General features: G+C 38.9%; 15 protein-coding genes and 1 pseudogene. 7 read left to right on the top strand and 9 right to left on the bottom strand.

Translation table 11 applies throughout. The annotated features are described in order from the left end of the window. Window positions 1–5 precede the first annotated feature (5 nt). The 3 genes from AB1A03_RS09315 to tldD are packed head-to-tail and all read left to right on the top strand — an operon-like array spanning window position 6 to window position 6,241. The gene (locus AB1A03_RS09315) at window positions 6–3,899 is read left to right on the top strand and encodes a YhdP family protein (protein ID WP_354624400.1); all 3,894 of its coding nucleotides are present in this window, start codon (window positions 6–8) and stop codon (window positions 3,897–3,899) included. After that, entirely contained in the window at window positions 3,877–4,755 is an 879-nt protein-coding gene (locus AB1A03_RS09320) for a carbon-nitrogen hydrolase family protein (protein ID WP_354624401.1), read from the top strand. Before AB1A03_RS09315 ends, AB1A03_RS09320 begins: the two co-directional genes overlap by 23 nt. A 40-nt stretch (window positions 4,756–4,795) precedes the next feature. After that, on the top strand, window positions 4,796–6,241 hold the full coding sequence (gene tldD, locus AB1A03_RS09325) for a metalloprotease TldD (RefSeq protein WP_354624402.1): 1,446 nt from the start codon (window positions 4,796–4,798) through the stop codon (window positions 6,239–6,241). Between the two features lie 41 nt (window positions 6,242–6,282). On the opposite strand, the gene AB1A03_RS09330 is transcribed toward tldD, so the two are convergent. Beyond that, a complete protein-coding gene (locus AB1A03_RS09330; RefSeq protein WP_354624403.1) occupies window positions 6,283–6,777 on the bottom strand; it encodes a pullulanase-associated domain-containing protein in 495 nt (164 codons plus the stop codon). Window positions 6,778–7,412: 635 nt separating this feature from the next. Between AB1A03_RS09330 and AB1A03_RS09335 the strand changes: the two genes are divergently transcribed. Further along, the gene (locus tag AB1A03_RS09335) at window positions 7,413–9,863 is read left to right on the top strand and encodes an EAL domain-containing protein (RefSeq protein ID WP_354624404.1); all 2,451 of its coding nucleotides are present in this window, start codon (window positions 7,413–7,415) and stop codon (window positions 9,861–9,863) included. A 70-nt stretch (window positions 9,864–9,933) separates the two neighbouring features. Here the strand turns inward: AB1A03_RS09335 and AB1A03_RS09340 are convergent, their stop codons facing one another. Continuing rightward, window positions 9,934–11,349: an OprD family porin gene (locus AB1A03_RS09340; protein ID WP_354624405.1), complete on the bottom strand. Its 1,416-nt coding sequence runs from the start codon at window positions 11,347–11,349 to the stop codon at window positions 9,934–9,936. A 927-nt stretch (window positions 11,350–12,276) separates the two neighbouring features. On the opposite strand from AB1A03_RS09340, the gene AB1A03_RS09345 reads away from it, so the two are divergent. Next, a complete protein-coding gene (locus AB1A03_RS09345) occupies window positions 12,277–14,937 on the top strand; it encodes a beta-N-acetylhexosaminidase (RefSeq protein WP_354624406.1) in 2,661 nt (886 codons plus the stop codon). Between the two features lie 225 nt (window positions 14,938–15,162). Here AB1A03_RS09345 and AB1A03_RS09350 read toward each other — a convergent pair whose 3' ends face one another. Continuing rightward, the gene (locus AB1A03_RS09350) at window positions 15,163–15,522 is read right to left on the bottom strand and encodes a DUF2750 domain-containing protein (RefSeq protein ID WP_354624407.1); all 360 of its coding nucleotides are present in this window, start codon (window positions 15,520–15,522) and stop codon (window positions 15,163–15,165) included. A gap of 129 nt (window positions 15,523–15,651) precedes the next feature. Continuing rightward, window positions 15,652–16,161: a ribosome biogenesis factor YjgA gene (gene yjgA / locus AB1A03_RS09355; RefSeq protein ID WP_354624408.1), complete on the bottom strand. Its 510-nt coding sequence runs from the start codon at window positions 16,159–16,161 to the stop codon at window positions 15,652–15,654. A gap of 173 nt (window positions 16,162–16,334) precedes the next feature. Here yjgA and pmbA point away from each other — a divergent pair, with 173 nt between their 5' ends. Next, entirely contained in the window at window positions 16,335–17,660 is a 1,326-nt protein-coding gene (gene pmbA, locus AB1A03_RS09360; protein ID WP_354624410.1) for a metalloprotease PmbA, read from the top strand. Between the two features lie 62 nt (window positions 17,661–17,722). Beyond that, window positions 17,723–18,463, top strand: a complete 741-nt coding sequence (locus tag AB1A03_RS09365) for a glycerophosphodiester phosphodiesterase (RefSeq protein WP_354624411.1) — start codon at window positions 17,723–17,725, stop codon at window positions 18,461–18,463. 146 nt (window positions 18,464–18,609) lie between these two features. Here AB1A03_RS09365 and AB1A03_RS09370 read toward each other — a convergent pair whose 3' ends face one another. The 5 genes and pseudogenes from AB1A03_RS09370 to rsfS form a co-directional block, all read right to left on the bottom strand. Next, complete coding sequence (locus AB1A03_RS09370) at window positions 18,610–19,392, bottom strand: septal ring lytic transglycosylase RlpA family protein (RefSeq protein ID WP_354624412.1); 783 nt, start codon at window positions 19,390–19,392, stop codon at window positions 18,610–18,612. A gap of 16 nt (window positions 19,393–19,408) precedes the next feature. Next, window positions 19,409–20,509, bottom strand: coding sequence for a rod shape-determining protein RodA (gene rodA, locus AB1A03_RS09375; protein ID WP_354624413.1), 1,101 nt, complete (start codon window positions 20,507–20,509; stop codon window positions 19,409–19,411). Window positions 20,510–20,511: 2 nt separating this feature from the next. After that, window positions 20,512–22,391 (bottom strand): annotated as a pseudogene (mrdA, locus tag AB1A03_RS09380) (penicillin-binding protein 2). Between the two features lie 3 nt (window positions 22,392–22,394). Further along, window positions 22,395–22,865: a 23S rRNA (pseudouridine(1915)-N(3))-methyltransferase RlmH gene (gene rlmH / locus AB1A03_RS09385; RefSeq protein ID WP_354624414.1), complete on the bottom strand. Its 471-nt coding sequence runs from the start codon at window positions 22,863–22,865 to the stop codon at window positions 22,395–22,397. After that, entirely contained in the window at window positions 22,865–23,191 is a 327-nt protein-coding gene (rsfS, locus tag AB1A03_RS09390) for a ribosome silencing factor (protein ID WP_354624415.1), read from the bottom strand. The genes rlmH and rsfS overlap by 1 nt, the downstream gene beginning before the upstream one ends. Window positions 23,192–23,414 lie beyond the last annotated feature (223 nt).

The following is a 23,414-nucleotide window of genomic DNA, read 5'->3' on the forward strand; positions in this document are numbered from 1 at the left end:
GAAAATTGAAGCTGTTTTTATGGAAATGGACAAAGCGATTATGGGCATTGCTTGCAATAAAACTTTTTATTATTGCAACATGTTTAACTTTAGTGCGGATATTATTTGTCCGCATTGAATACTATAAGGAAGATGTTACTAATTGGCTTGCTAGTGAATACAATATTAATGTATCCGTTGATAATATCTCAGCTGGCATTGATTTTTCTGGCTTAGTTTTTATCCTCAACAATACAAAATTAATCGACTCCGCAGAGCAACCCGTCTATTTCGCTTCAGATTACCTTTTTCTACACTTAGATTTTTGGAATTCAGTAACACAAAAGCATTTAAGCTTTAATAAAATAACACTAAAAGGTGTTGATTTACGCTTCAACGAAAGCGCTCAAGGTAATCACTATAGCGAACAAGAAACGTTGACCTTCGAAAGATTGCAGCAGGTTTTTTTACAACAGTTTAAACAATTTTCAGTCACAGATGGACGTGTTCATTTCAAAAACCCATTGGGTCAAGAGAAAACCATTGTCATTGAAAAATTACACTGGCTAAATGCTAAAAACAGACACCAAGGCGTGGGTAGTGCCTCCTTCGGTACCGCTTTGAAGGGAAAACCACTGCAGTTTGTTATCGATTTGTCGCCACCTCAGAATGATAGCAGTTCCTATATCGGGCAGCTTTATGCAGAAGCCGATAACCTTGACCTAAGTGGTTATTTGGCGGCGCATGTCAATCCTAATGCGCAAATATCAAAAGCGATGATAGGTTTGCAAGTTTGGGCCGATTTCACGCTTGATAAACTACAACAAATCCAGATTAAATTTAATAATAGTGATTTCGCATGGTCTCAAGCGGGAAAAAATCATGATTGGCAGGTTAACAGTGGTGTATTGCAGTTAACGAATGGTGAGCACAACTGGCTACTTGATACCTATAATATTGATGCCTACTATGATAAACACCCACTCAAAGATCTTGCTATCGCAGCGACTGGCACGATGCGACACGCTTCCGTTTTATTTAAGGGAGTTAATGTCAATGCATTATTGCCCTTGTATTTGCTAAATTCCGATTTATCCACCCCTGACATTTTACAAATTGAAAAACTTGACGTCGATGCCAAGTTAAGCAGTTTGATGATTAATCAAGATTTAGAGAACAGGATTATTTTTGATGTTGCTATTAAACAGTTGAAAAATAAACCCGTTGGTGCCATACCTGGTTTGAGCCATGCAAATATTTATATTAGTGGTGCTGTGGATCAGGGGGATATGCTAATTGAGTTAGACAAGCAGGACCTCTATTTTGATGAGCAATTTAATCGGCCTATGCCCATTGAGGCTGCACAATTAAACCTACAATGGCAGACGCTTAAAAATGGTATTAAATTATCCAGTGAACAGAGTGTAATAACAACAACTGATGTCGATACAATAACGGAATTTTCACTGCTTATCCCCAATGAAAAATCCAATAGTCAATCACCATTTTTGAGTCTGTACAGCTATGCTTCATTAAATGATGCTAGCAAAGCACAGCATTACTTCCCGATTAAAGAATTGGGGCAAGAGGTTTTTGATTATCTTCAGCCAACCTTCAAAAAAGGTCACGTGGATGGAGCGAAGATCCTCTGGTATGGTGCATTGAGTGACTATCCATATAGAGAAAATAATGGCATTTTTCAAGCTTGGGTGCCGTTAAGGGATGCCGAATATGACTTCTACGGTCAATGGCAGGGATTGAGCAACTTAGATTTAAATCTACATTTTGAAAATGATTGGCTAAAAATGGAGGCTTTGCGTGCCTCTTTAGGTGATGTTCAGGTTGCAAAACTTAGTGCTAACATTGACACCCTTAGCCCGGATGGTGTATTGACTATTGCTGCAAACATTGCAGATAAAGCGCAGAGTATTGCTACTTATTTAAAAACCTCCCCGCTTAAGGAGAGTGTTGGTAGTACGTTGCATATTATTGATGTTCAAAAGCAATTGTCGGGTAAATTGGAGATTTCTGTTCCCTTTGCCGATGAAACTGAAATTACTGGGCAAGTGGTACTTGCTGATAATGATATCAATATTCACATCAATGATGACGTTATTATTCCCTTGAACCATGTGCAGGGAGAATTCTCTTTTGTAAATGGTAATTTAACGGGTAATAATTTAACTGCACAACTTTTCAAACATCCTCTACAATTTTCCTTTAACGCTTTAGAGAAAACAGATAAATATGAAGTAGATGTAGATTTATCTGGACAATGGGATGCAGAGAAATTAGCTGCTATTCATAGCGATATTGCAGCATTGAATTTATCCGGTTCATTAGCGTGGCAGGGGAAAATTGATTTTGACTATTTTTATGAAAATGAAGAGTTTCACTACAAGGGGGCACTCGACTCTATGACGCAAGGCTTGCAAGTCGCCTTGCCAGCACCGTTTAATAAAAATTCCTTGCAATCATGGCCAATGAAATTTTCTGTTTCGGGTGATAAAGATGCGAGTTTATTTAGTCTTAATATTGCAGATAAATTAGATTTGCAAGGCAAGCTCGATTATCAAGGTGCAGACCTAAAAGTCCCCTATGCCACATTAAATATTGGTATGCACAAAATAGATCAGATAGATAGCGATAAGCAAGTGGTTAATATTGACTTAGATAAGCTCGATATTGCCCCTTGGTATTCACAGTGGCGCAAACTGCAAAGTCACCAAGCGCAATTTTCCCAGGGGAATAGTTCGCAACTTATCAAATTAGATACGCTTGATATCCATGTTAAAGAGGCTCAACTCTTTGAGCAAGCAATCAATGAGTTACAAATTAATAGTATTAATATCGATAACAAATGGTCCATTAAGTACGTTGCAGATAATTTGCAAGGGAATATTGAATACCGTTTAGGAATGCCTGATCGCATTGACCTTGATATTAATAAAATGGAATTTAAGGATATCAATATCGCCGCTTATCACTCATTAGAAAATGTACAGAGTAAAGATACCTCCTCTATTAGCACAAATTTACTTGCAGATTACCCTGAAGTATTTGCCTCCTGTGAACGCTGCCTTATCGCAGAGTATGATTTCTCTCCCTTAGCATTGCATATTTTTCCAACTAAATCGCGCCTGAATATTGATTATATTAAGTTGGGCGATGAAACCGAGTTTACAAAATTATCAGGTGTTTGGGATCAACGGCGCAGTAATATGATCATCGATTCCTTAGCTAATGATAAACAGAGTATCTTGAATCGGATGGGCTATGTGGGGCCGATTGTTTTTCAGAAAGCTGAGTTAACCGGAGCGGTGAATTGGTTAGGGGCACCATGGGAATTTAATTATGCATCTTTAAATGGTGTACTCTCTATGCAGATTGATAATGGTTCTATTACGGATGTCAGTGATAAAGGTGCGAGACTGTTAAGCCTTTTTAGTTTAGATGCGATAAGACGTTCTTTAAACCTTGAATTTAATAACGTATTCGCGAAAGGGTTTAACTTTAATAAAATGACATTATCGGCCAACGTAAATAATGGTATCGCTAACAATGATGATTTTTATTTAGATGGTGCAGCCGGTAAAATAGTTGGTAAGGGGATCATTGACTTACCTAATCAAGAGACGAATTATAAATTTAGTTATAGCCCTGCAGTAACATCAAGTCTGCCTGTTTTAACCGCATTTGCTATTAATCCTATTACCGGGGCCGCGGTGTTATTGATGAGTAAATTATTTGAACCCGTTGTCGACACCGTTGTGAGGGTTGATTTTTCGGTCAAAGGTTCATTTAATGATCCGCAAGTAAAAATGGTTAGTCGTGAACGGGGTCAAGTTGAATTACAAAACAGTGAAGTGTTGGAAAAAATCAATGAGGAGCATTTAAATGATAAAAGCGGCCAACCCTAAACGCTTTAATTTATCTGCATTACAAATGGTTAGTGTAGCTGAGCCTGAACAAAATATCGCAACCATTGAACGTTTATTATCTGACCTTGAACCGATACCTAATCAACTTGTTTTGTTACCAGAAAATGCACTAAGTTTTGCTAATAAAGCGGCTTATTTAACATTAGCAGAGCAGATTGGAGAGGGGGTTTTACAATCACAATTAGCTTGCCTTGCTGCACGTTACCAATGCTATTTAGTCTGTGGCAGCTTTCCAATTCGGCCTGAACAAAGTCAACCGCAACAGAGTGGAATTTATACAACCAGTTTGGTTTTTTCACCGCAGGGGAGATTAATCAGCCATTACCACAAAATCCACCTGTTTGATGCGCTAGTGAGTGATGCGAAAGGTTTATATAAAGAATCCGATACTTTTTTAGCCGGGCAAGATTTACAATTGTTTGATTGGAAAAATGGTAATAAATCAGTCAAAGTGGGTTTAGCTATCTGTTATGATCTCCGTTTTCCCTCTCTGTTTCAGGCATTACGAGATAATGGAGCCGAAGTCATATTAGTACCTGCCGCATTTACACAGCCGACAGGTTACGCGCATTGGCTACCCTTATTACAGGCAAGAGCGATAGAAAATCAGTGTTATGTCGTTGCCGCTAACCAAGGTGGAACGCACCCCTGTGGTCGACAGACCTATGGTCACTCTATGATCATATCGCCTTGGGGGAAAGTGTTAACAGAGTGCTATTCAGGGGATGCTTTCATTGTTAGTGAGTTTGAAAAAAAATTAATTGATGAGATCCGTATGGCGATGCCCGTCTCACAACATAACCGTTTTATTACAACCTTAATCAGCGAGTCGTAAACCATAAATAGGCGGCTTTTTATAATTTAAAGGAACAACTATGTCTTTCGATCAAGTTTGTGAGCGCTTTTTAGCACCCGCACAATTACAGCTTAACGATCTAGAACAACAGCTAGGGCGTATTTGCATGCCGCAAATTGATTATGCTGATTTCTATTTCCAAGCCAGTCGTCATGAATCGTGGTTGTTAGAAGATGGTATTGTTAAGGATGCCAGTTATAACATCGAGAAAGGCGTTGGTATACGCGCTGTTGCTGGGGAAAAAACGGGATTTGCCTACTCTGATCAAATATCAAAAAGAGCTATTGTGGAAGCTGTTAATGCTGCTCGCAGTATCACTAAAAGTGGTCAAGAAAGAGAAGTTAAATTATCTTTATCACCGCCGCCTAAACTGGTATATATGCCATCCGATCCTCTTGCTAGCTTATCAGAAGATAAAAAAATAACGCTTTTAAAACAAGTCGATATTTTCACTCGTGCACTTGAGCCAATGGTCTGTGAAGTTAATGTTTCTTTAAATGCCGTTTATGAAGAAATTCTAGTTGTTGCAAGTGATGGCACATTAGCCTCAGATATTCGTCCATTAGTCCGCTTTGGCTGCTCCGTGCTGATTGAAAAAAATGGTAAAAGAGAGCGTGGCAGTGCTGGTGGTGGGGGACGATTTGACCTTGATTACTTTACCGACAGCCAAGAGGGAGAAGCAATGGCTTTTTCCTATGCGCGAGAAGCTGTCCGTCAAGCAATGGTCAATATTGATGCCGTTGCAGCGCCGGCAGGTTCTATGCCTGTTATTTTAGGAGCAGGATGGCCTGGTGTGCTTTTACATGAAGCTGTTGGCCATGGGCTAGAAGGTGATTTTAATCGCAAGGGCTCCTCTGCGTATTCGGGTTGTATCGGACAGCAAGTTGCCTCTAAATACTGTACTGTGATTGACGATGGTACAATCAAAGATCAACGTGGCTCAATTAATATTGATGATGAAGGCACTGTTGGGCAACGTAATGTGTTAATTGAAAATGGTGTTTTAAAAGGATATATGCAGGATAAGCTTAATGCCCGATTAATGGGATCTAATCCGACCGGAAATGGTCGCCGCGAATCCTATGCTCATTTGCCTTTACCACGAATGACCAATACCTACATGCTCAATGGTGAGAGTGAACATGATGAACTAATTGAGAGTGTTAAAAAAGGAATTTATGCCCCCAATTTTGGTGGTGGGCAGGTTGATATTACTTCGGGTAAATTTGTATTTTCTGCTTCTGAAGCCTATTTAATTGAAGATGGTAAAATTACCGCTCCGATTAAAGGTGCCACCCTTATCGGTAATGGCTTTGATGCAATGAAAAAAATCTCAATGGTCGCTAATAATCTGTCCCTTGATCCCGGTGTTGGTGTTTGTGGCAAAGAGGGGCAAAGTGTCCCAGTTGGGGTCGGGCAGCCATCCTTGAAAATAGATCAATTGACAGTCGGTGGAACAAATTAATTCACTTATATAGAAAAGGTGCCGTTAGGCACCTTTATTTACTATAAAGATCTAAAGTAAGCTAGTCGCTTACATTTCAGGATTGCTTTTAGTACAGCACTGCCTTCGGTAGTAAATACATCTACACCGAATTTTTCACGTGAGTAAGAGTGGTCAAGACCACCTAAATCTTTTGAATTACCCATGTGTACAATAAATTTGAACTCTTTCCAATCAGCACTTTTAAGTGGTACAACGTAGTATGCGCCGTATTTATCTGAAACACCTGTTAGAGGGAATGCATCGTACCAGCTAGTTTCTTCAACTACATCACCAGACCAAAGGTGTAGACCCCAGTCCGTATAATCGTTGTCAGCACGTTTGTAGTAGATCACAGCTTGATCTGGAGCTGGTGTATATAAACCAGGGATATTAGTTTCGCCAGCATCGGCAACAACTGCTGTTTCAGCTGCAGCTTGATCATTATTTGCTGGAGTAGAAGAACAGCCTACCACTGCGATTGCGGCGAAGCCTGCGAGTAAATGTTTAAAAGTCATAATATTTCCTTATAATATTTATGTTTTATTTTGTTAAAAGAGAAACCCTTAACAAATCTATAGTTATTATTGTTAGTGCTATAGCTATATATTTGCTTGCTTAATGACTACAACACCTTGTTTTTATGCAAACAATGCTAGGGTAATTTAAATTTCACTTAGACACAAAATAACATTGATTAATTTTTAAGAAATAGTGAGCGAAGACCTATTTTTAATAATTGCATGTTAATTTTTTAGGATGTATGACTTACTTAGCAGAATATTTTTAAAATAGGTAATTATTAGCAATAGACATAAATAACGGGCCTATTTAATAGGCAAAATCACGCACTTACTCTTTGTCAGTTTCGCAAAGGATATCGATAATTTACGCTTCTCATTGATCGTTTCTTTCTGTGTAAAATTCATAACCCATACTTCATTTCATCGCTATTGTGTGCTGTGTGTTGAATTTTCAGTTAATAAGATTTACTCCCTTAGTTATTTAATAGATGATTATAGTAGTGATTTTAAATTGATTTATTTTAATAACCTGTAACATTCACACTATGATTGTTGCTAAATAGCCATTTTTAGCTGTTTTGATAGAGAGATTGAGTATGCAAATAAACAAATCTAATAAAAAGAATATAATGGCCGACAAAATACCCTTTTTTCAATGGAGGTGTGACTTATCAACGGGAAAGTTAACTTGTGATGCGCAGTTATTAGATTTTTTAGGCTATGACAAAAAGGTTCAGCTTACTCTAGATAGTATTTGTAAAAGCTTCGGTGAAAAACAGACGATTGAACTACAGCAGCAGATTAAAAACACTTTAGTTAGCCAGCAAAGTAGTACAAATACCTTTTTATCTACGCTATTGAATGACGAGTACCTTATTGAGTTTTATGTTAATTTTGAAGATAAAAAGCAGGCTAATTTGGCGCTAGTAGGGCATATAAAACTATTAAAAAAATACGCCTATGCAGCACAAATAAATGAAGCCTTGATATTAACATTTACCCATTCTCAAAAGGCGTTAATGCTTGCCGATGCTGATCACTATATTATAAAGGTCAATGACGCTTACTGTAGCGAAACAGGTTATTTAGAGCATGAATTGCTTGGGAAACATGCTCGTCTATTAAAACCGGGACATTATGGGGCTGATTTTTATCGAAAAATATGGTCTAAGGTCGATGAGTGCAAAGTGTGGCGCGGTGAAATATTAGCTAAGAATAAACAGGCTGAAATTTATACCCACGATATTATCTTGCGCCGGTTAGATTTGAACTCTGGTGAACATTTTTATTTTGTAGAGAGTACCAAACTGGATGTATCTACGGACATCTTCACGGGTAGTGATTTAAACGACAGTAAATTATATATTCCAGATAAAATTACATTTACAAAAGAGCTTGAGAATGCATATAGCTGCCTTAGTCCAAATAAAACTATTGTTTTTGTTGCATTCACTGCTCAATCATTACAAAAGATAAACAGCTCATTAATACAGTGGTTAATAATGCAACGTTTTAACATTGCAGGCCAACACGGTCATCTAGGTTTGATTAGCCATTCAATTTTTGGCGCATATTGGGTGATGAATAAAGATGCCGATAAAATTAACCTTTTATTACAAAAAGTGAAAAATACCTTAGAAGCGATGGGCGACGACCAATCGCTATCTAGTATCAATATCAATTTACATATTAATATGGGGGCATCGATTCTCTTTGCTGATGCCAATAGTCATGGACAATTGATGACCCATAGTATGCAAACATTAATAGCGAACCCGCGCAATAATGAGGGCGCTATTTATTATTTCGATCGCCTCTTTACAAAACGTTTCGACAAGAAACAGGTGCTAGCTAAGTTATTAAAAGCCGCTTTAATAAATGACCAAATAGAAGTTAATTACCAACCTATTATCGATATGAACAGCATGCGTATTAATAAATTTGAGGCTCTACTTCGAATCAAATTAGATACAGCATTGAGCTACACGACGCAAGAATTAATCAATATAGCTGAAGAGCATGATTGGGTAGATGAAATCGATCGTAAAGTGACCAGAAAAGCATTAAAGGCACTCCCTTTATTACAAAAACACTTTCAATGCGAAGAGATTGGCATGGCAATTAATCGATCCTTAGCGAATGATCGCGTCTCTAAATGTTGTCTTGAGGAAACCATTGAAATTTTACAGCATTCAGGTGCTGACTTAAGTAAAGTGACCATTGAACTCACAGAATCAGCTTTCTTTGATAATATTGAAAGACAAAAAATATGGGTAGAAAAGTTACAAAAACAGGGGGTTCAGGTTGCACTTGACGACTTTGGCACGGGGTATTCTGCTTTTTCGTATCTTAAAAATTTATCTGTTAACATTCTCAAAATCGATAAATCCTTTATTACAGGGCTAACGACAGATAGTAATGAATATACTATGATAGTCATGCTAACTAAATTAGCCCACCAAATGGGGGTCAAGGTCGTCGCGGAAGGTGTTGAAAATATTGATGAATTTAAATTGTTATCGCGTATTAAAGTAGATTTGATACAGGGGTATTTGATTAACAAAGCACAAAGCCTAGAAAAAATACTATCTTCTTCTTCTAATCCCGTTCGCCAAGAACTATTCAGCTTAGTTTATCAACGACCATTGATTACCGTTAGCCGCATAATGAATAGTCAATATGGTCGAATTTCACCCGATCAACGCTTATTTGATGCAAAGAGATTATTTTCCGGACAAATCGATAATTACATTTTGGTTATGAATGAAGGTCAATGTATTGGTATTTTAAGATCCAAAGATATGTTTGCTGCATTAAGCCCTTATCTTGATACGGAAGGGGAGCAAAAAAGAGATCTTTTAACCCTCGAAAAACGAGTTCACCAGGTGATGAATCGGGCCTTTTCTCGGCTGACATTAACTAGCCACGTTGCTGATCTTGATGAGATATTTTTACAGGATCCTGAAGCCATCGTCGTAGTACAAAATGAACAATCAACAGGATGTCTCGGCGTGGTCACAATTCATGAGTTATTAAAATATAAGCTGATTGAACAAGATAATGATGTTAGCGATGAGTAATCAGCTAAAAAGCCGTTTAGGTTTGCTAAACGGCTAAGTTACACTGGAAATAATTACAATCTATTAGCAACTATATGATGGAGAATGGGATCACAACATGGAATTTTACGTCTTTCTCTGACGAGAACATGTTTGGATAAGCCCAATCACCTAGGTCATCTTGCTTGTTGGTGTAATCAGTATAGTGCAGTTTAAATAATGTCCCTTTTAGGTAGCCATCTTGCACTGTATACATTACATCAACGTTATAGGCGTACTCTTTACCGTTAGTTAGAGAGCCATCACCATTTTCAGCATCCCAACCGTAGGCACCAGAAAGACCAACTGCCCAACCTTTTGCGTCAACTAAATCATCCAGTGTACGCGTTACACCAGTAAAAACAGCCTTTTCATTATTGTGATTCCAGTCAGATCGAGAATCCCACCAAATTTCCAATGCACCCTGCGAGTTTCCGTAACCCTTAGTCATACGAGGTAGATAGTTACCTGAGTCACCTTCCGCCTTAACATATGTTCCCTCTAAACGGTAGCTATATGCACCTTGGGTGGTGCCTAAGGTAATTGCATGTAATTGTGCTAAACCATCGTAGAAATTATCATTAGTTTCTGAACCATAGAATTGGTAGCTTGTATTTAAACCACCCATAATATCGAAGGTGTGTGCTACTTTAGCAAAATAGCTATCCATCCAGCCTTCAGATTGACCATATGATGCAGTTAACGTTGGACCACCGTCAATAGTATAACGAGCTGCTAGACCGTGAATGTAGTCAATTTCATTTTCGCTCGTTAACGAACCCCATGCTTGTGCTTTGTAGAACTTGCCAGTTTGTTTAAACCATGGTGCTTTATATTCATTAGCGTATGCATAGGTTACATAAAGTGGACCAAAATTACCTTCCACTTGTCCACCTTGGTAAGTACCTGGTTGATAAGACCAGTTCACGCCAATGATCCCCGGTACATAGAGTTGCGTATGACCGGCTTTCGCTGTCATCGCACCATCAAACATTTTTAACTTAAGCGCAGCAGTTGTAATGCTGTAGCCATTTGCAGGTGTACCATCATTACCTGATTTATAATTGTCACCAAATTTAGAGGCAGCAAAGGAGAATTCATTTTCTTGATTGACAGGGTTACTTTCATCAACGGCCAAGTCATAGGCAGTAAAACCAGCTAAATCTAGACCGACCATATCCCATGCATATCCTGAGTTATAGTTCAGTGCTAGCTGTGTGGTTGTGTGGCTTAGATTTGAATGATATTTACCATCTTGATCGGGTTTACCTTGCATACGGTCACGACCACGTTGGAAATAGAACAAACCGCCGCTTAATTTGTGATCTTCAACAAATTTCTCATAGCCAGCTTTATATTCTGGGCTGACGTCATCTGCTGCAACGGCTTGTCCTGTCATCGCACATGTTGCGATTGCTGTAATCACTGCTGCACTGACTGATGCGCGTTTAAAAATCCGAGTTTTCATTTGTACTGCTCCTATTTATCGACTTGACTACCAGCAATTAAGTATCTCTGTTTGGTTGCTTGGTAATAAATTAGTGTCAAACACTATGTTTATTTGTTACGCAAAATAACTTTTTAACAACTAAATAGTACTTTTGCGCCGCGAAATAACAACTTCTATTTTTGTTTTGTGGTTGAAAATATGAGCTACTTCAAACTATAAATGCCAGCCGTGCTTGTTTGTATGTTTTTTAGATCTTGAGCATGTTTTTGTGGGTTGTTAGATGTTGTTCGTGATGTTTCGTATTTTTAGTTTTATTCTGTGAATTTTAAAGTTGTTTTAAAACAGTGGCTTGTTGTGTTGCTGTTGCTGTTTGTTGTCTGTGCTTTAACTGTTACTCTGTAAGTTGTTTTTAGTTATTTTTTGGCTGGTGTGGTTTCTTTGTGGTCAATAATGTTTTGCATTGCCAGTGCGTGCTGTTGAATTTTTGATCTAATTAATTTTCATCGATCATTAAGTGTTATTGTTTGTCGCTTTGAAATAACATTTTTATATCTTTAAGTGATAAAAATCACGCTTCTGATTTGTTTAATTTGCATCGCGAAATAATTCTTTTATTCTGAATTCAAGGTTTGAGGCTTATCTGTTTAATCTAACTTAAACAAATACGTTTCACTGTGCTAAGCAATGATTGATTTTTATATCATTATTTACTGAGTGTTAATGGCTTATTGGCTGCCATTATTATTTTGTAACGTATGCAGGGAAGCTGCATAAGATTTGTCTTGGTGAGTGGAGCATAGAGCTGCTTTCATACATATTCGCTAAATTTATTGCCGATATTGAACAGCAACCGTTTATGTGAACAAACATAGATAGCCTTCCTCTGATATTACTAGTTGGTCCAGGATTGGGGCCGTTAATAACCAACAAGATGAGAGCACCGTTATGAAGTTGAAATATTCTCTATTAGCTATCGCCATGTCTGCAGCGCAGGTTTCTTTTGTACAAGCAGCTTCTAGTCAGCAGTCTGTTGTTGATTCATTGGCTGATAATTTGATTGTAAAATATGAAGTTGTTAGCAATGATGGCGCTGCCGCTGGCATCGATTGTCAGGCATTAGCAAGTGAGTGGGCTGCTTGTGGTATAGCGAAGTTACACCTTACTAATACTGGCATTGATGTAACCTCAAAAGAATGGAGTATCTATATTTCTTCTATTCGTCGCATTCAACGTGTTGATAATGAACAATTTGATATTCAGCACGTTACAGGTGATCTTTACCGTTTGACTCCGACTGAAAAATTCGCTGGATTTAATAAAGATAATACAGTAGAAATTCCGTTAGTCGTTGAGTATTGGGTATTATTCGAATCTGACATTATGCCAAACTGGTATGTTGCAGCTGAAGGTGCTACGCCTAAAGTTATTGCAAGTATGACGGATATTGACGATGCAAGCAGCTACGAAAAACCGATGCCAAAAGATGGCTGGAAGCGTAATGCTGGTGATAACAATATATTAATGAATAGTGAAACACGCTACCAAGCTAACCTTAGCAGCAGCCATCTTGCAGCTAATGCGATTGATGATCTGATTTTACCTACACCGTTACAGCAAAAAATTCTTGCGGGTCCTCAAGTTGATCTATCTTCTGTAAAACTATCTGTTAAAGGTTTGCCAGATGATCGTATTGCTGCCATCAAAGATTCATTAACAGCACTGGGTGTATCGTTATCTGATCAAGGTTATCCGGTCATTATCAGACTCGGTAGCAAAATTGAACAGAGTGAAGGTTATGATTTAAGTATTACTCAAAAAGGTGCAGTGATTAAAGGCCATGATGTAGATGGGGCTTTCTGGGGCGCGCAATCACTTATCTCTTTACTTGGTGTAAACGATCATATGGTTAGCCCAATGGTTGTTGAAGATGCGCCTCGATTCCCTTATCGTGGTATGCAAACTGACGTCGCACGTCACTTCCGTAGCCTTGATACGCTTTACAAATTAGTGGATCAAATGGCGGCGATGAAACTTAACAAACTTCACTTAGGATTAACTAATGACGAAGGGTGGCGCATAGAAATACCTGGTTTACCAGAACTGACGGATGTCGGTAGTCAGCGTTGTCATGATGAAAGTGAAACGACATGTTTAATGCCGCAATTGGGATCTGGCCCTGATACGAATAACCAAGGCTCTGGATTCTATAGTAAAAACGACTATATTTCGCTAGTCAAATATGCGCAAGCTCGCGGTGTAACGGTGATTCCTGAAATCAATATGCCAGCGCATGCCCGTGCAGCGGTTGTTTCAATGGAAGCACGATATAAACGTTTGATGGAAAAAGGTAACGAGAAGGCCGCCAATGAATATCGTCTGACGGATCCTAAGGACAGATCAAATGTTACAACGATCCAATTCTACGATAAGCTATCCTTTATTAACCCTTGCCAACCTGGTTCAACGGCATTTGTTAAAAAAGTAATGAGTGAGATGGCGGCGATGCATAAAGCGGCTGGACAGCCTCTAAGTGCATGGCACTACGGTGGTGATGAATTTAAAAACATCATGCAAGGTGGTGGTTATCAAGATCCGAACGTCACAAAAGCAGAAGATTTAGTGGGATGGCGTGGTAATGTAGATTCTAGCAAGCAAGATGTACCGTTTGGTAAATCACCGATGTGCGCTAAATTAATTGCCGATGGAAAAATTGCTAATCTGCAAGATATGCCTTCCTATTTTGCTAAAGAAGTCAGCAAGCTTGTCAATGATAAAGGTATTTCAACGTTACAGGCGTGGGAAGATGGCTTGAAATATGCTGCTGGTCCAGAGGATTTTGCAACCAAAGATACAACCGTGAACTTCTGGGAAACGCTCTTCTGGGGTGGCCATAACGAAGCTTACAAATGGGCGAATAAAGGATATAAAGTAGTATTATCAAATCCTGATTACTTGTACTTCGATTTCCCTAATGAAGTGCATCCAGCAGAGCGTGGATATTACTGGGCAACTCGCTTTAACGATACACGCAAAGTATTTGCATTTGCACCAGAAAATATTCAGCAAAATGCGGAAACATCGGTTGATCGTGATGGCAATAGCTTCACGGCAAAAGCAGAGCAACCCGTTGCCAAATTTCATGGTATCTCTGGTCAACAGTGGAGTGAAACAGTACGTACCGATGCCCAATATGAATATATGGTTTACCCACGTATTTTCTCTGTTGCAGAGCGTGCTTGGCATAAAGGTGGTTTCGAATTAGATTATGTGCAAGGGCGTGAGTTCTCAGGTGATACTGATTTTGTTAATAAAGATCTATTACAACAAGAGTGGAATAATTTTGCGAATCTAATTGGTCAACGCCAATTAGAGAAATTAGAAGCTCACAATGTTGAATACCGTCTATCTGTACCTGGTGCAATTATTGCCGATGGTGTGCTTGAAGCGAATGTTGATTTACCTGGGTTACCGATTCAATACAGCACAGATGGTAAAAACTGGTTAAGTTATGATCAAGCTAATAAACCTAAGGTTTCTGGTAAAATTTACCTACGCACCAGTAGTTTCGATGGAACACGCTTTAGCCGAGTAACAACAATTAACTAAACATTGTAATTAACATTGCATTGCTAAAAGGTGGGTCGCAAGAGTCACCTTTTTTTGTTTCTTTTACCGCGATATGTTGTAGCAATTAAGGCTGCTTTTATATCTGATAGTAATTGCTATGTGTAGGGGGAATAAATTCAATGGGGTATAGAGATGGGGGGGAAATAAAATGCACTTTATAAAAAAGTACATTTTATGGTTATAACATTTCTATTTCGGCTATAGTTATAACGTTTCTATTTCTGCTAATGCATGTGTTAATTCATCTAAATCAATTTCCAGATCACTTTCTTCACCTAGCCAATTAATGCCAATGACAATATCATCTTCAACAAGGTCTGCCACCCAAAACTCTAACCATTCAGCTAGTGAAATTGCAGCCGGGAGATACGCTGACCATTCTTCAGTACAGTGTTGCTGTGCAAGTTCTGCGCTAGACCAGAGAGGCATTACTTCGGTTTCTTGATAATGGAGAGAATCAAGGACGACCCAATCTTCACTCTCTTTATCTTGCAATGCCCATAATTGTTGAGTTGGTTTTATTTCAGTTAAAAATTCACTCAGTATTGGATTGATGTCGCTCATTATTTGTCTCAGTTAGTTATATGTATGCTGGCAGTATACTGCATTAACAGTAAATATACCCATGTTACCTCAGATGCTTTGTCAGACGTTCCCTAGGGTAGCAGAGCAAGACGTAACATAAGGTCATTGTTATAAACAAGTTGGTTTTAAGTAGGCAAATAGCTCTTTAACCGTTTTTAATGGCTTTTCTTGTTTTATCTCTTTATTTGCCTGACGTACCAGCTGACGCAATTTTTGTCGCTCGAGTTGTGGGAAATCGGCTAATAATTGGTTAATTTTAGGATCCCCCTGTGCAACTAAATCATCGCATAATTGCTCTAACTTCTGTGAGGCATGAGTTAACTGTTGATGTTTATTGTTTAATTTATCAATGGTTGCGGTGATTGCTTCGATATCTTCACTGCGTAATACCTTACCAATATATTGCATTTGACGACGCAGCGCTTCATGTTTGCCTACTATTTTATGGGCGACGGAAATTGCATGTAATAATAGTTCACTAGCAGGTATTTGCGCTAACTGTTTTTTATTCAAAGCGACTAATTGATGGCCGACTAACTTTAAGGCTTCAGCTTCACGTTTTATTTGTGATTTACTGATCTCATCTTCTTCTTGGATTTCTTCTACTTTGTGGTTCATAGGGTTCTTTTCTATAACGATTGAGGAAAAATAGTGCAATGATTTTAGCGCATTCACAGCGAAGTGCATGGCATCGACTCATAATTATGCATATCATAGCATCTTCACAGGAAGCTTGTACTAAAGCATGTTATTCTTTGCTTATATATTTTAATTTTAGTGGTGTATTACTTATGATTGAACAGAAACAACAGCTCGAAGAGGCTGTACAGGAAGCGTTAACTATTGCCAAACAATTAGGGGTTGATCAAGCTGAAGTTGCATTAGGTAAAACAGCAGGCATTTCTGTAAATACGCGCTTGGGTGAAGTTGAAAATATTGAGTTCAATAATGATGGCGCCATGGGCATCAGTGTTTATGTTAATCATTGTAAGGGCAGTGCTTCGACAGCCGACCTTAGTTCAGAGGCGATTCACGCATCAGTCAAAGCAGCGGTTAATATTGCTAAATATACCAGTGTTGATAAATACGCGGGATTACTTGATGAGCAATATTTGGAGAGAAATCCACAGGATTTAGATCTCTACCACCCCAATACCCATAATACGGATTACTTATTGGCTATTGCCAAGGAGTGCGAAGATTTAGCCTTAGGCGGCGACAAACGCATTGTCAATTCCGATGGTGCACAGGTAAATAGCCATTCCAGTATTAAAGTTTATGGCAATACCCATGGTTTTTTAAATAGCTATGCAAGCAGTCGCCATAGTCTAAGCTGCATGCTGATTGCGCAGCAAGAACAAGAGATGCAACGCGATTATAGCTACACCAGTGGGCGAGATATTCAGGATCTATTTTCTGCAAAATGGGTCGCAGAGGATGCCATCAAACGAGCCGTGAATCGTTTAGGCGCGCAGAAAATAAAAACCCAGCAAGCTCCGGTTATTTTTGCACCGGAAGTTGCAAGTAGTTTATTTGGTCACTTAGTGGGGGCCATTAGCGGCACCAATCTTTACAAAAAATCGAGCTTTTTACTTGATAGCTTAGAGACGCAAATATTTCCTGAGTGGCTTGAAATTGCAGAGAAACCACATTTGTCTAAGGGCATTGCCAGTGCTCCCTTTGATCAAGAAGGTGGTAAAACGATTACCCGTAATATTGTAGAGCAGGGCGTTTTGCAAACTTATTTATTGACGGGGTATGCAGCACGTAAAATGAACATGGACAGTACCGGGCATGCAGGCGGTATCCACAATTGGTTTGTTAATGGCAGTGGTTTAGATCGCGCGGCGCTGTTCAAGCAGATGGGCTCAGGTCTTTTTATTACTGAGTTAATGGGGCAGGGCGTTAACATGGTGACGGGAGACTATTCCCGTGGTGCGGCTGGCTTTTGGATTGAAAATGGCATAATTGCTTACCCTGTTCATGAGATAACTATTGCTGGTAATTTAAAAGAGATGTTTATGGATATTGAAGCGATTGCCGATGATATCGACCCACGTAGTAGTTTGAAAACGGGCTCTATTTTAATCAAAAAAATGAAAATAGCGGGGCAGTGATTACGTTAATTTAATTAAATCGGAATACCTTTAAAGGCGGCCGGTGTATTTGGGAGAATGTCATGATTGTTGCACATCGAGGCGCATCAAAGGATGCACCTGAAAATACGCTGGCAGCTTTTGAGCTCGCTTGGCAACAGCAAGCGGATGCCATTGAAGGCGATTTCCAATTAACTAAAGATGGATTTATAGTCTGTTTTCACGACACAAACACAGAACGTATTACTAATATAAACAGCGATATTGCTCAGTCAACATTAGCAGCATTGCGTAAACTTGATGTTGGCTCGCATCATAGCCGTTGTTACCAAAACTGTTTGATGCCAACACTTGCCGAAGTGTTGCGTACTATTCCTGTGTCAAAAAAGATATATATTGAGATCAAATCAGGTCTTGAAATTATTCCAACATTACTTGAGGAGGTTAAAAAGTCGCATCTCACTGCGCAGCAGGTGGTATTTCTCTGTTTTTCTATTGAAGTGGTGCAGGCCTTAAAGTCTCAGGCAAGTCATTTTCATGTTTTTTGGCTTTGTGATGTCATACTTAACGCGCAAGGCGAATTATCACCCTCACTGGCCGACACGCTACAACAGTTGCAGCGATGCCAAGCCGATGGTTTTAGCAGTAATTGTGAATATATTAATGAAGCCTTTGTTACTGGGATCATTAATAATGGCTATGAATATCATGTTTGGACCATTGATGATTTGCAAACCGCGCAACGTTTTATTCGCTGGGGAGCTAAATCGATAACCACGAATGTGCCTGGATATTTGCGTAATAATACCAATTCCGATAAATAGCTGATCTATTTTACTGGTTAAAACAACTTACTGCTGCGTTGTAATTTTCGCAAAGGGAATAACCATTTACGTCAAATTACGCCTTGAATTAAGCTGTTTTTCCTACGCAAAATTGGGATCACATACTTAATCCGATGGGTATTATTTTAAGGTTGTTTTTGCTTAATAATAAATGCACTAGGGTGTACAACGCGTATTTTTTTAAGTATTTCTTGTGCTTTTAATGCACTATTGAATGGACCTAAACGCAGTTTATATTTGTTATCGCCCTCTATTATTTGATGCTTTGCTTGGTAAAGCTGCGCATTTTTTTGGCCTTGCTGCTGTGCCTTATCCTGTTGTGAAGTCACCAAATATTGGACATAAAACTCTTCGCCAATATGATCCTCTAAATTTTCTTCCTGAGGAAAGTGCAGTAATGTAATAGCCACATCGGCAGTCCCTGCATTTAACATATCCAACTTATCTGCAGCCGCATAGGAGAGGTCAATAATTCGTCCTTCGTGGAAAGGACCGCGGTCATTTACCCGCACTATCACTTGTTTATTGTTTTTTAAGTTGGTCACTTTTACATAGCTAGGTAAAGGGAGATTTTTGTGCGCAGCACTCATGGCGAACATATTATAACGTTCGCCATTGGAGGTAAGGTGGCCGTGGAATTTTTTACCATACCATGAAGCCTTACCTGACTCGTTAAATTCGCTAATATTCTTGAGCACTTTATATTTAATTCCGCGTACCGTGTAATCGCTATTCCCCCCACGAGAATAGGGTTCATAACGAGGTGTTGCATCTTCAACATGGGCGAGTGGTGGGATTTCAGCTGGTTTATGGTCATCCTTTATTTTATAACGATTGTTTGAACTAGAGCAGCTGATTAGTAGTGAGCTAAGGGCTATCAGTAAAATGGTAAAATTAAATCGTCTCATTATTCCTTTATTTCCCTTATTTTCTGTTGAAGCGTTTGTGAGTGTTAATCGACATTAGCACACCAAAACCTGCGAGTAATGTCACTATAGAGGTTCCACCAAAACTGATTAATGGCAGAGGCACACCAACGACGGGTAAAATGCCACTAACCATCCCAATATTAACAAAAATATAGACAAAAAATGTTAATATAATTGAGCCTGCAACGGCACGAGTGAAAGCATTTTGTGCTTGATTAGCTATCCATAGTCCGCGTGCAATAATTAAAATATAGATTGTTAATAATACCAGTATACCGACGAAGCCAAATTCTTCGGAAAAAACAGAAAATATAAAATCGGTATGTCGTTCAGGCAAAAACTCCAATTGGGATTGGGTGCCTTGTAACCAACCTTTACCCCATAAACCACCAGAGCCAATGGCTATTTTCGATTGAATAATGTGGTAGCCTGTACCAAGAGGATCTGCTTCAGGATTAAGTAATGTTAAGACGCGGCCTCGTTGATAGTCATGCATTAAATAAAACCATAGAATAGGGATAAACGCTAAAATTGCTGCCGTCGCCACTCCAATATATAACCATGATACACCGGATAAAAAGAGCACAAAAATACCCGATGAAGCAATTAAAATTGATGTGCCTAAATCGGGTTGTTTCGCAATCAATAAGGTTGGAATAATAATAATAGTAATAGCAATAAAGATTTGTTTAATGCGCGGTGGAAGTGTGTATTGGCTGATATAATAGGCCACCATGAAGGGCATAATAAGCTTCATGACTTCTGATGGTTGGAATTTTGTAAAGCCGAGATCTAACCAGCGCTGTGCACCTTTACCTGTATGTCCAACAACTAAAACGGCAATCAATAATAAGACGCAAATGATAAAGATAGCCGGTGTCCAGCGTTCATAAATTTCTGGTGATATTTGGGCTAATACTAGCATTACCGTAAAAGCGATAGTTAAACGAACAACCTGTCTATTTAACATCTCCATCCCTCCCACGGAATAGAGAATAGCTAAACTCATTGCCATTAAAGTAAAAATACCCAACAACAGGAATGGGTCAATATGCAAACGATAGAAAATACTCTTTTGAGCTTGTGTACTAACCATAATTAAAACCTCAATGATTGAGAATTTACTGCTTTATTATTGAAATACTCATCAAGCATTGTTCTTGCAATGGGTGCCGCGTGTGAGCTTCCGCCTCCCGCATTTTCTAAGATGACAGTGACAACGACTTCTGGAGAGTCAAAGGGGGCAAAGGCAACAAACATGGCGTTATCTCGGTGGTGTTCTTTCATGGTGCTAGCATCATATTTTTCATCTTCTTTCATGTTGACGACTTGCGCTGTACCCGATTTCCCCGCAACCGTATAGGCTGTATCAGCAAAGGCTCTATGCGCAGTACCTGTTTGTTCACTGGTTACTCCTCGCATTGCATTTAGTGCGATATCCCAATAGTGGGGATTATTTACTTGAATAGGTTGTTTCGTTTCACTGATTGGTGAAAAAGAGCCCTTTGCAGAGATTATCGATTTTAAAATACGTGGTTCGACAATCTCCCCTCGGCGAGCTAAAATTGTTGTGGCTTTAGTTAATTGAATAGGCGTTACTGTCCAGTAACCTTGGCCAATACCGATAGATATAGTGTCACCGTCATACCACGGTTGGCGAAAACGAGCTTGTTTCCATTCTCGGGAAGGCATTATTGCTTTGGTTTCTTCGGAAATATCCAAACCACTGTACTGACCAAAGCCAAAACTTTCCATAAATGGGTTAATGCGATCAATGCCAATTTTATAGGAGGCGTCGTAGAAAAAAGTGTCGCAACTTTGCTCTATTGCATGTTTAACATCGACCTTTCCATGCCCCCAACGTTTCCAGTCTCTAAAACGACGTTTTGTACCTGGTACAATCCACCATCCCGGATCGTTAATCACAGTGTTTTCGGTAATAACATCTGTATTTAATGCCACCAATGCCATTTGCGGTTTGATTGTTGAGGCCGGAGGATAACGACCCTGTGTTGCCCTATTGATGAGAGGGCGATCGGTCGAATTGATCAGCGCTTGATAGTTTTTGTTGCTAATTCCTTGAACAAAAAGGTTAGGGTCATAACTCGGGGTGGAAATAAGGGTTAAAATGCCGCCCGTTTTTGCATTCATTACTATCACGCTGCCACGTTGATTTCCTAAAAGTTCCTGTGCCTTTAGTTGTAATTTTATATCGATATTTAGTTTTAAATCTTTACCGGGTATGGGGGCTGTGTAATCAAGGGTACGGATCACTTTACCCCAACTATCAACCTCCACTTGTCGTTGTCCTGGAGAACCATGCAAGATATCTTCGTAATACCTTTCAATGCCGAGTTTTCCGATATATTTAGTACCACGATAAACTGAGCTTTCACCACGCTGTTCAATATTTTTTAAATCGCGACTATTGATTTTGGCAATATAACCAAGAACATGGGTAAAGGCATCACCAAAGGGATAAAAACGTTTTAGGCTTGCTTGGATAGAAAAGCCGACAAACTTATGTTGGTTTACAGTGAATAAGGCGACTTCTTTTTCTGTTAATTGCTCTTTGATGGTGATTGATTTGTAAGATCTTGCATGGCGGTTATTACGATAAAAATGTTCAATATCTTGATCGGTTAATGATAGGAGCTTTTGCAATTCCAACAAATTGGCTTTAAGATTTTTTGTTTTATTAACAATAACATCAAGACTGTAAACAGGTCGGTTCTCAGCTAAAATTATGCCATTTCTATCATAAATTAAGCCGCGATTAGGCGGAATAGTTTGTACGCTAATACGGTTTGAATTTGAACGTGTTTGATAACTTTCAAAGGAATTGATCTGTAAGTAATAAAGGTTACTAATTAAAATACCAATAGCGATAATAATAAAGATAAACACCACAATGTTCGGCGCATAAATAGTGCTGACTCTGCGGAGTGATTTCTTATGTTAATTTTTTTCTTTACCACGAATTACTCACGGTGATAGGGGTGATTAATGGTTAATGTATAAGCCCTATATAAACTTTCAGCAACAATGATACGCACTAATGGATGGGGAAGAGTTAGTGCAGAAAGAGACCAACGTTGTTCGGATTTTTCGATACACTCCGGTGCTAATCCTTCAGGACCTCCGATTAACAAACTAATATTTCGTGCATCGAGTTGCCACTTTACCATCTCTTGGGCGAGTTGTTCGGTTGTCCACGCTTTACCGGTCACTTCTAGGGTGACTATCTTATTACCCTTGGGGATGGCAGCGAGGGTTAATTCCCCCTCTTTTTTTAAAATGCGCTTTATGTCCGCATTTTTGCCGCGTTTACCCGCGTTTATTTCTAACAATTCCAGTTGCATATCGTTAGGAAATCGACGCGCGTACTCTTGATATCCTTTTTCAACCCAGTCAGGCATTTTAGTACCGACTGCGATTAACTGAATTTTCATTAAGCTGACTGTTCCCAAAGTTTTTCTAATTGGTAGAACTGACGAGTTTCGTCTTGCATGACATGTAGTACGACATTTCCTAGGTCAACGAGTACCCATTCACTGCCTTCTAGTCCTTCTATCCCTAATGGAGCTTCGCCTTCTTTTTTAGCAGCGAGGGCGGTTTGTTCTGCTACTGAGCGGACGTGACGTTTAGAGTTACCAGTACAAATGATCATTGTGTTGGTGACATCTGATGTTTCTGATACGTCAACGACAGTAATATCTTTCGCTTTCATGTCTTCAATTTGTTGTAACACAAACGCTTTTAATTGTTGCTCTTGCAAAGGATGTTCCTTTATTAAATGGATAAAAAATTTTATAAGCTGGGCAGTATAACATGCTCACACAGTAGATGAACAAATTTGATGTTAATTTCACATGTGGCTTTTTGTTTTGTTTTTTATAAAAAACAAATAAACGTAAATTTTTTTTTGAGATATAGCGCAGATAAATTTACTTCCCTTGACTTGCAATAATTAGCGACTTTATTACACTTGCAACACTAAA

It is taken from the genome of Psychromonas sp. MME2, assembly GCF_040566515.1.
Classification (GTDB): domain Bacteria; phylum Pseudomonadota; class Gammaproteobacteria; order Enterobacterales; family Psychromonadaceae; genus Psychromonas.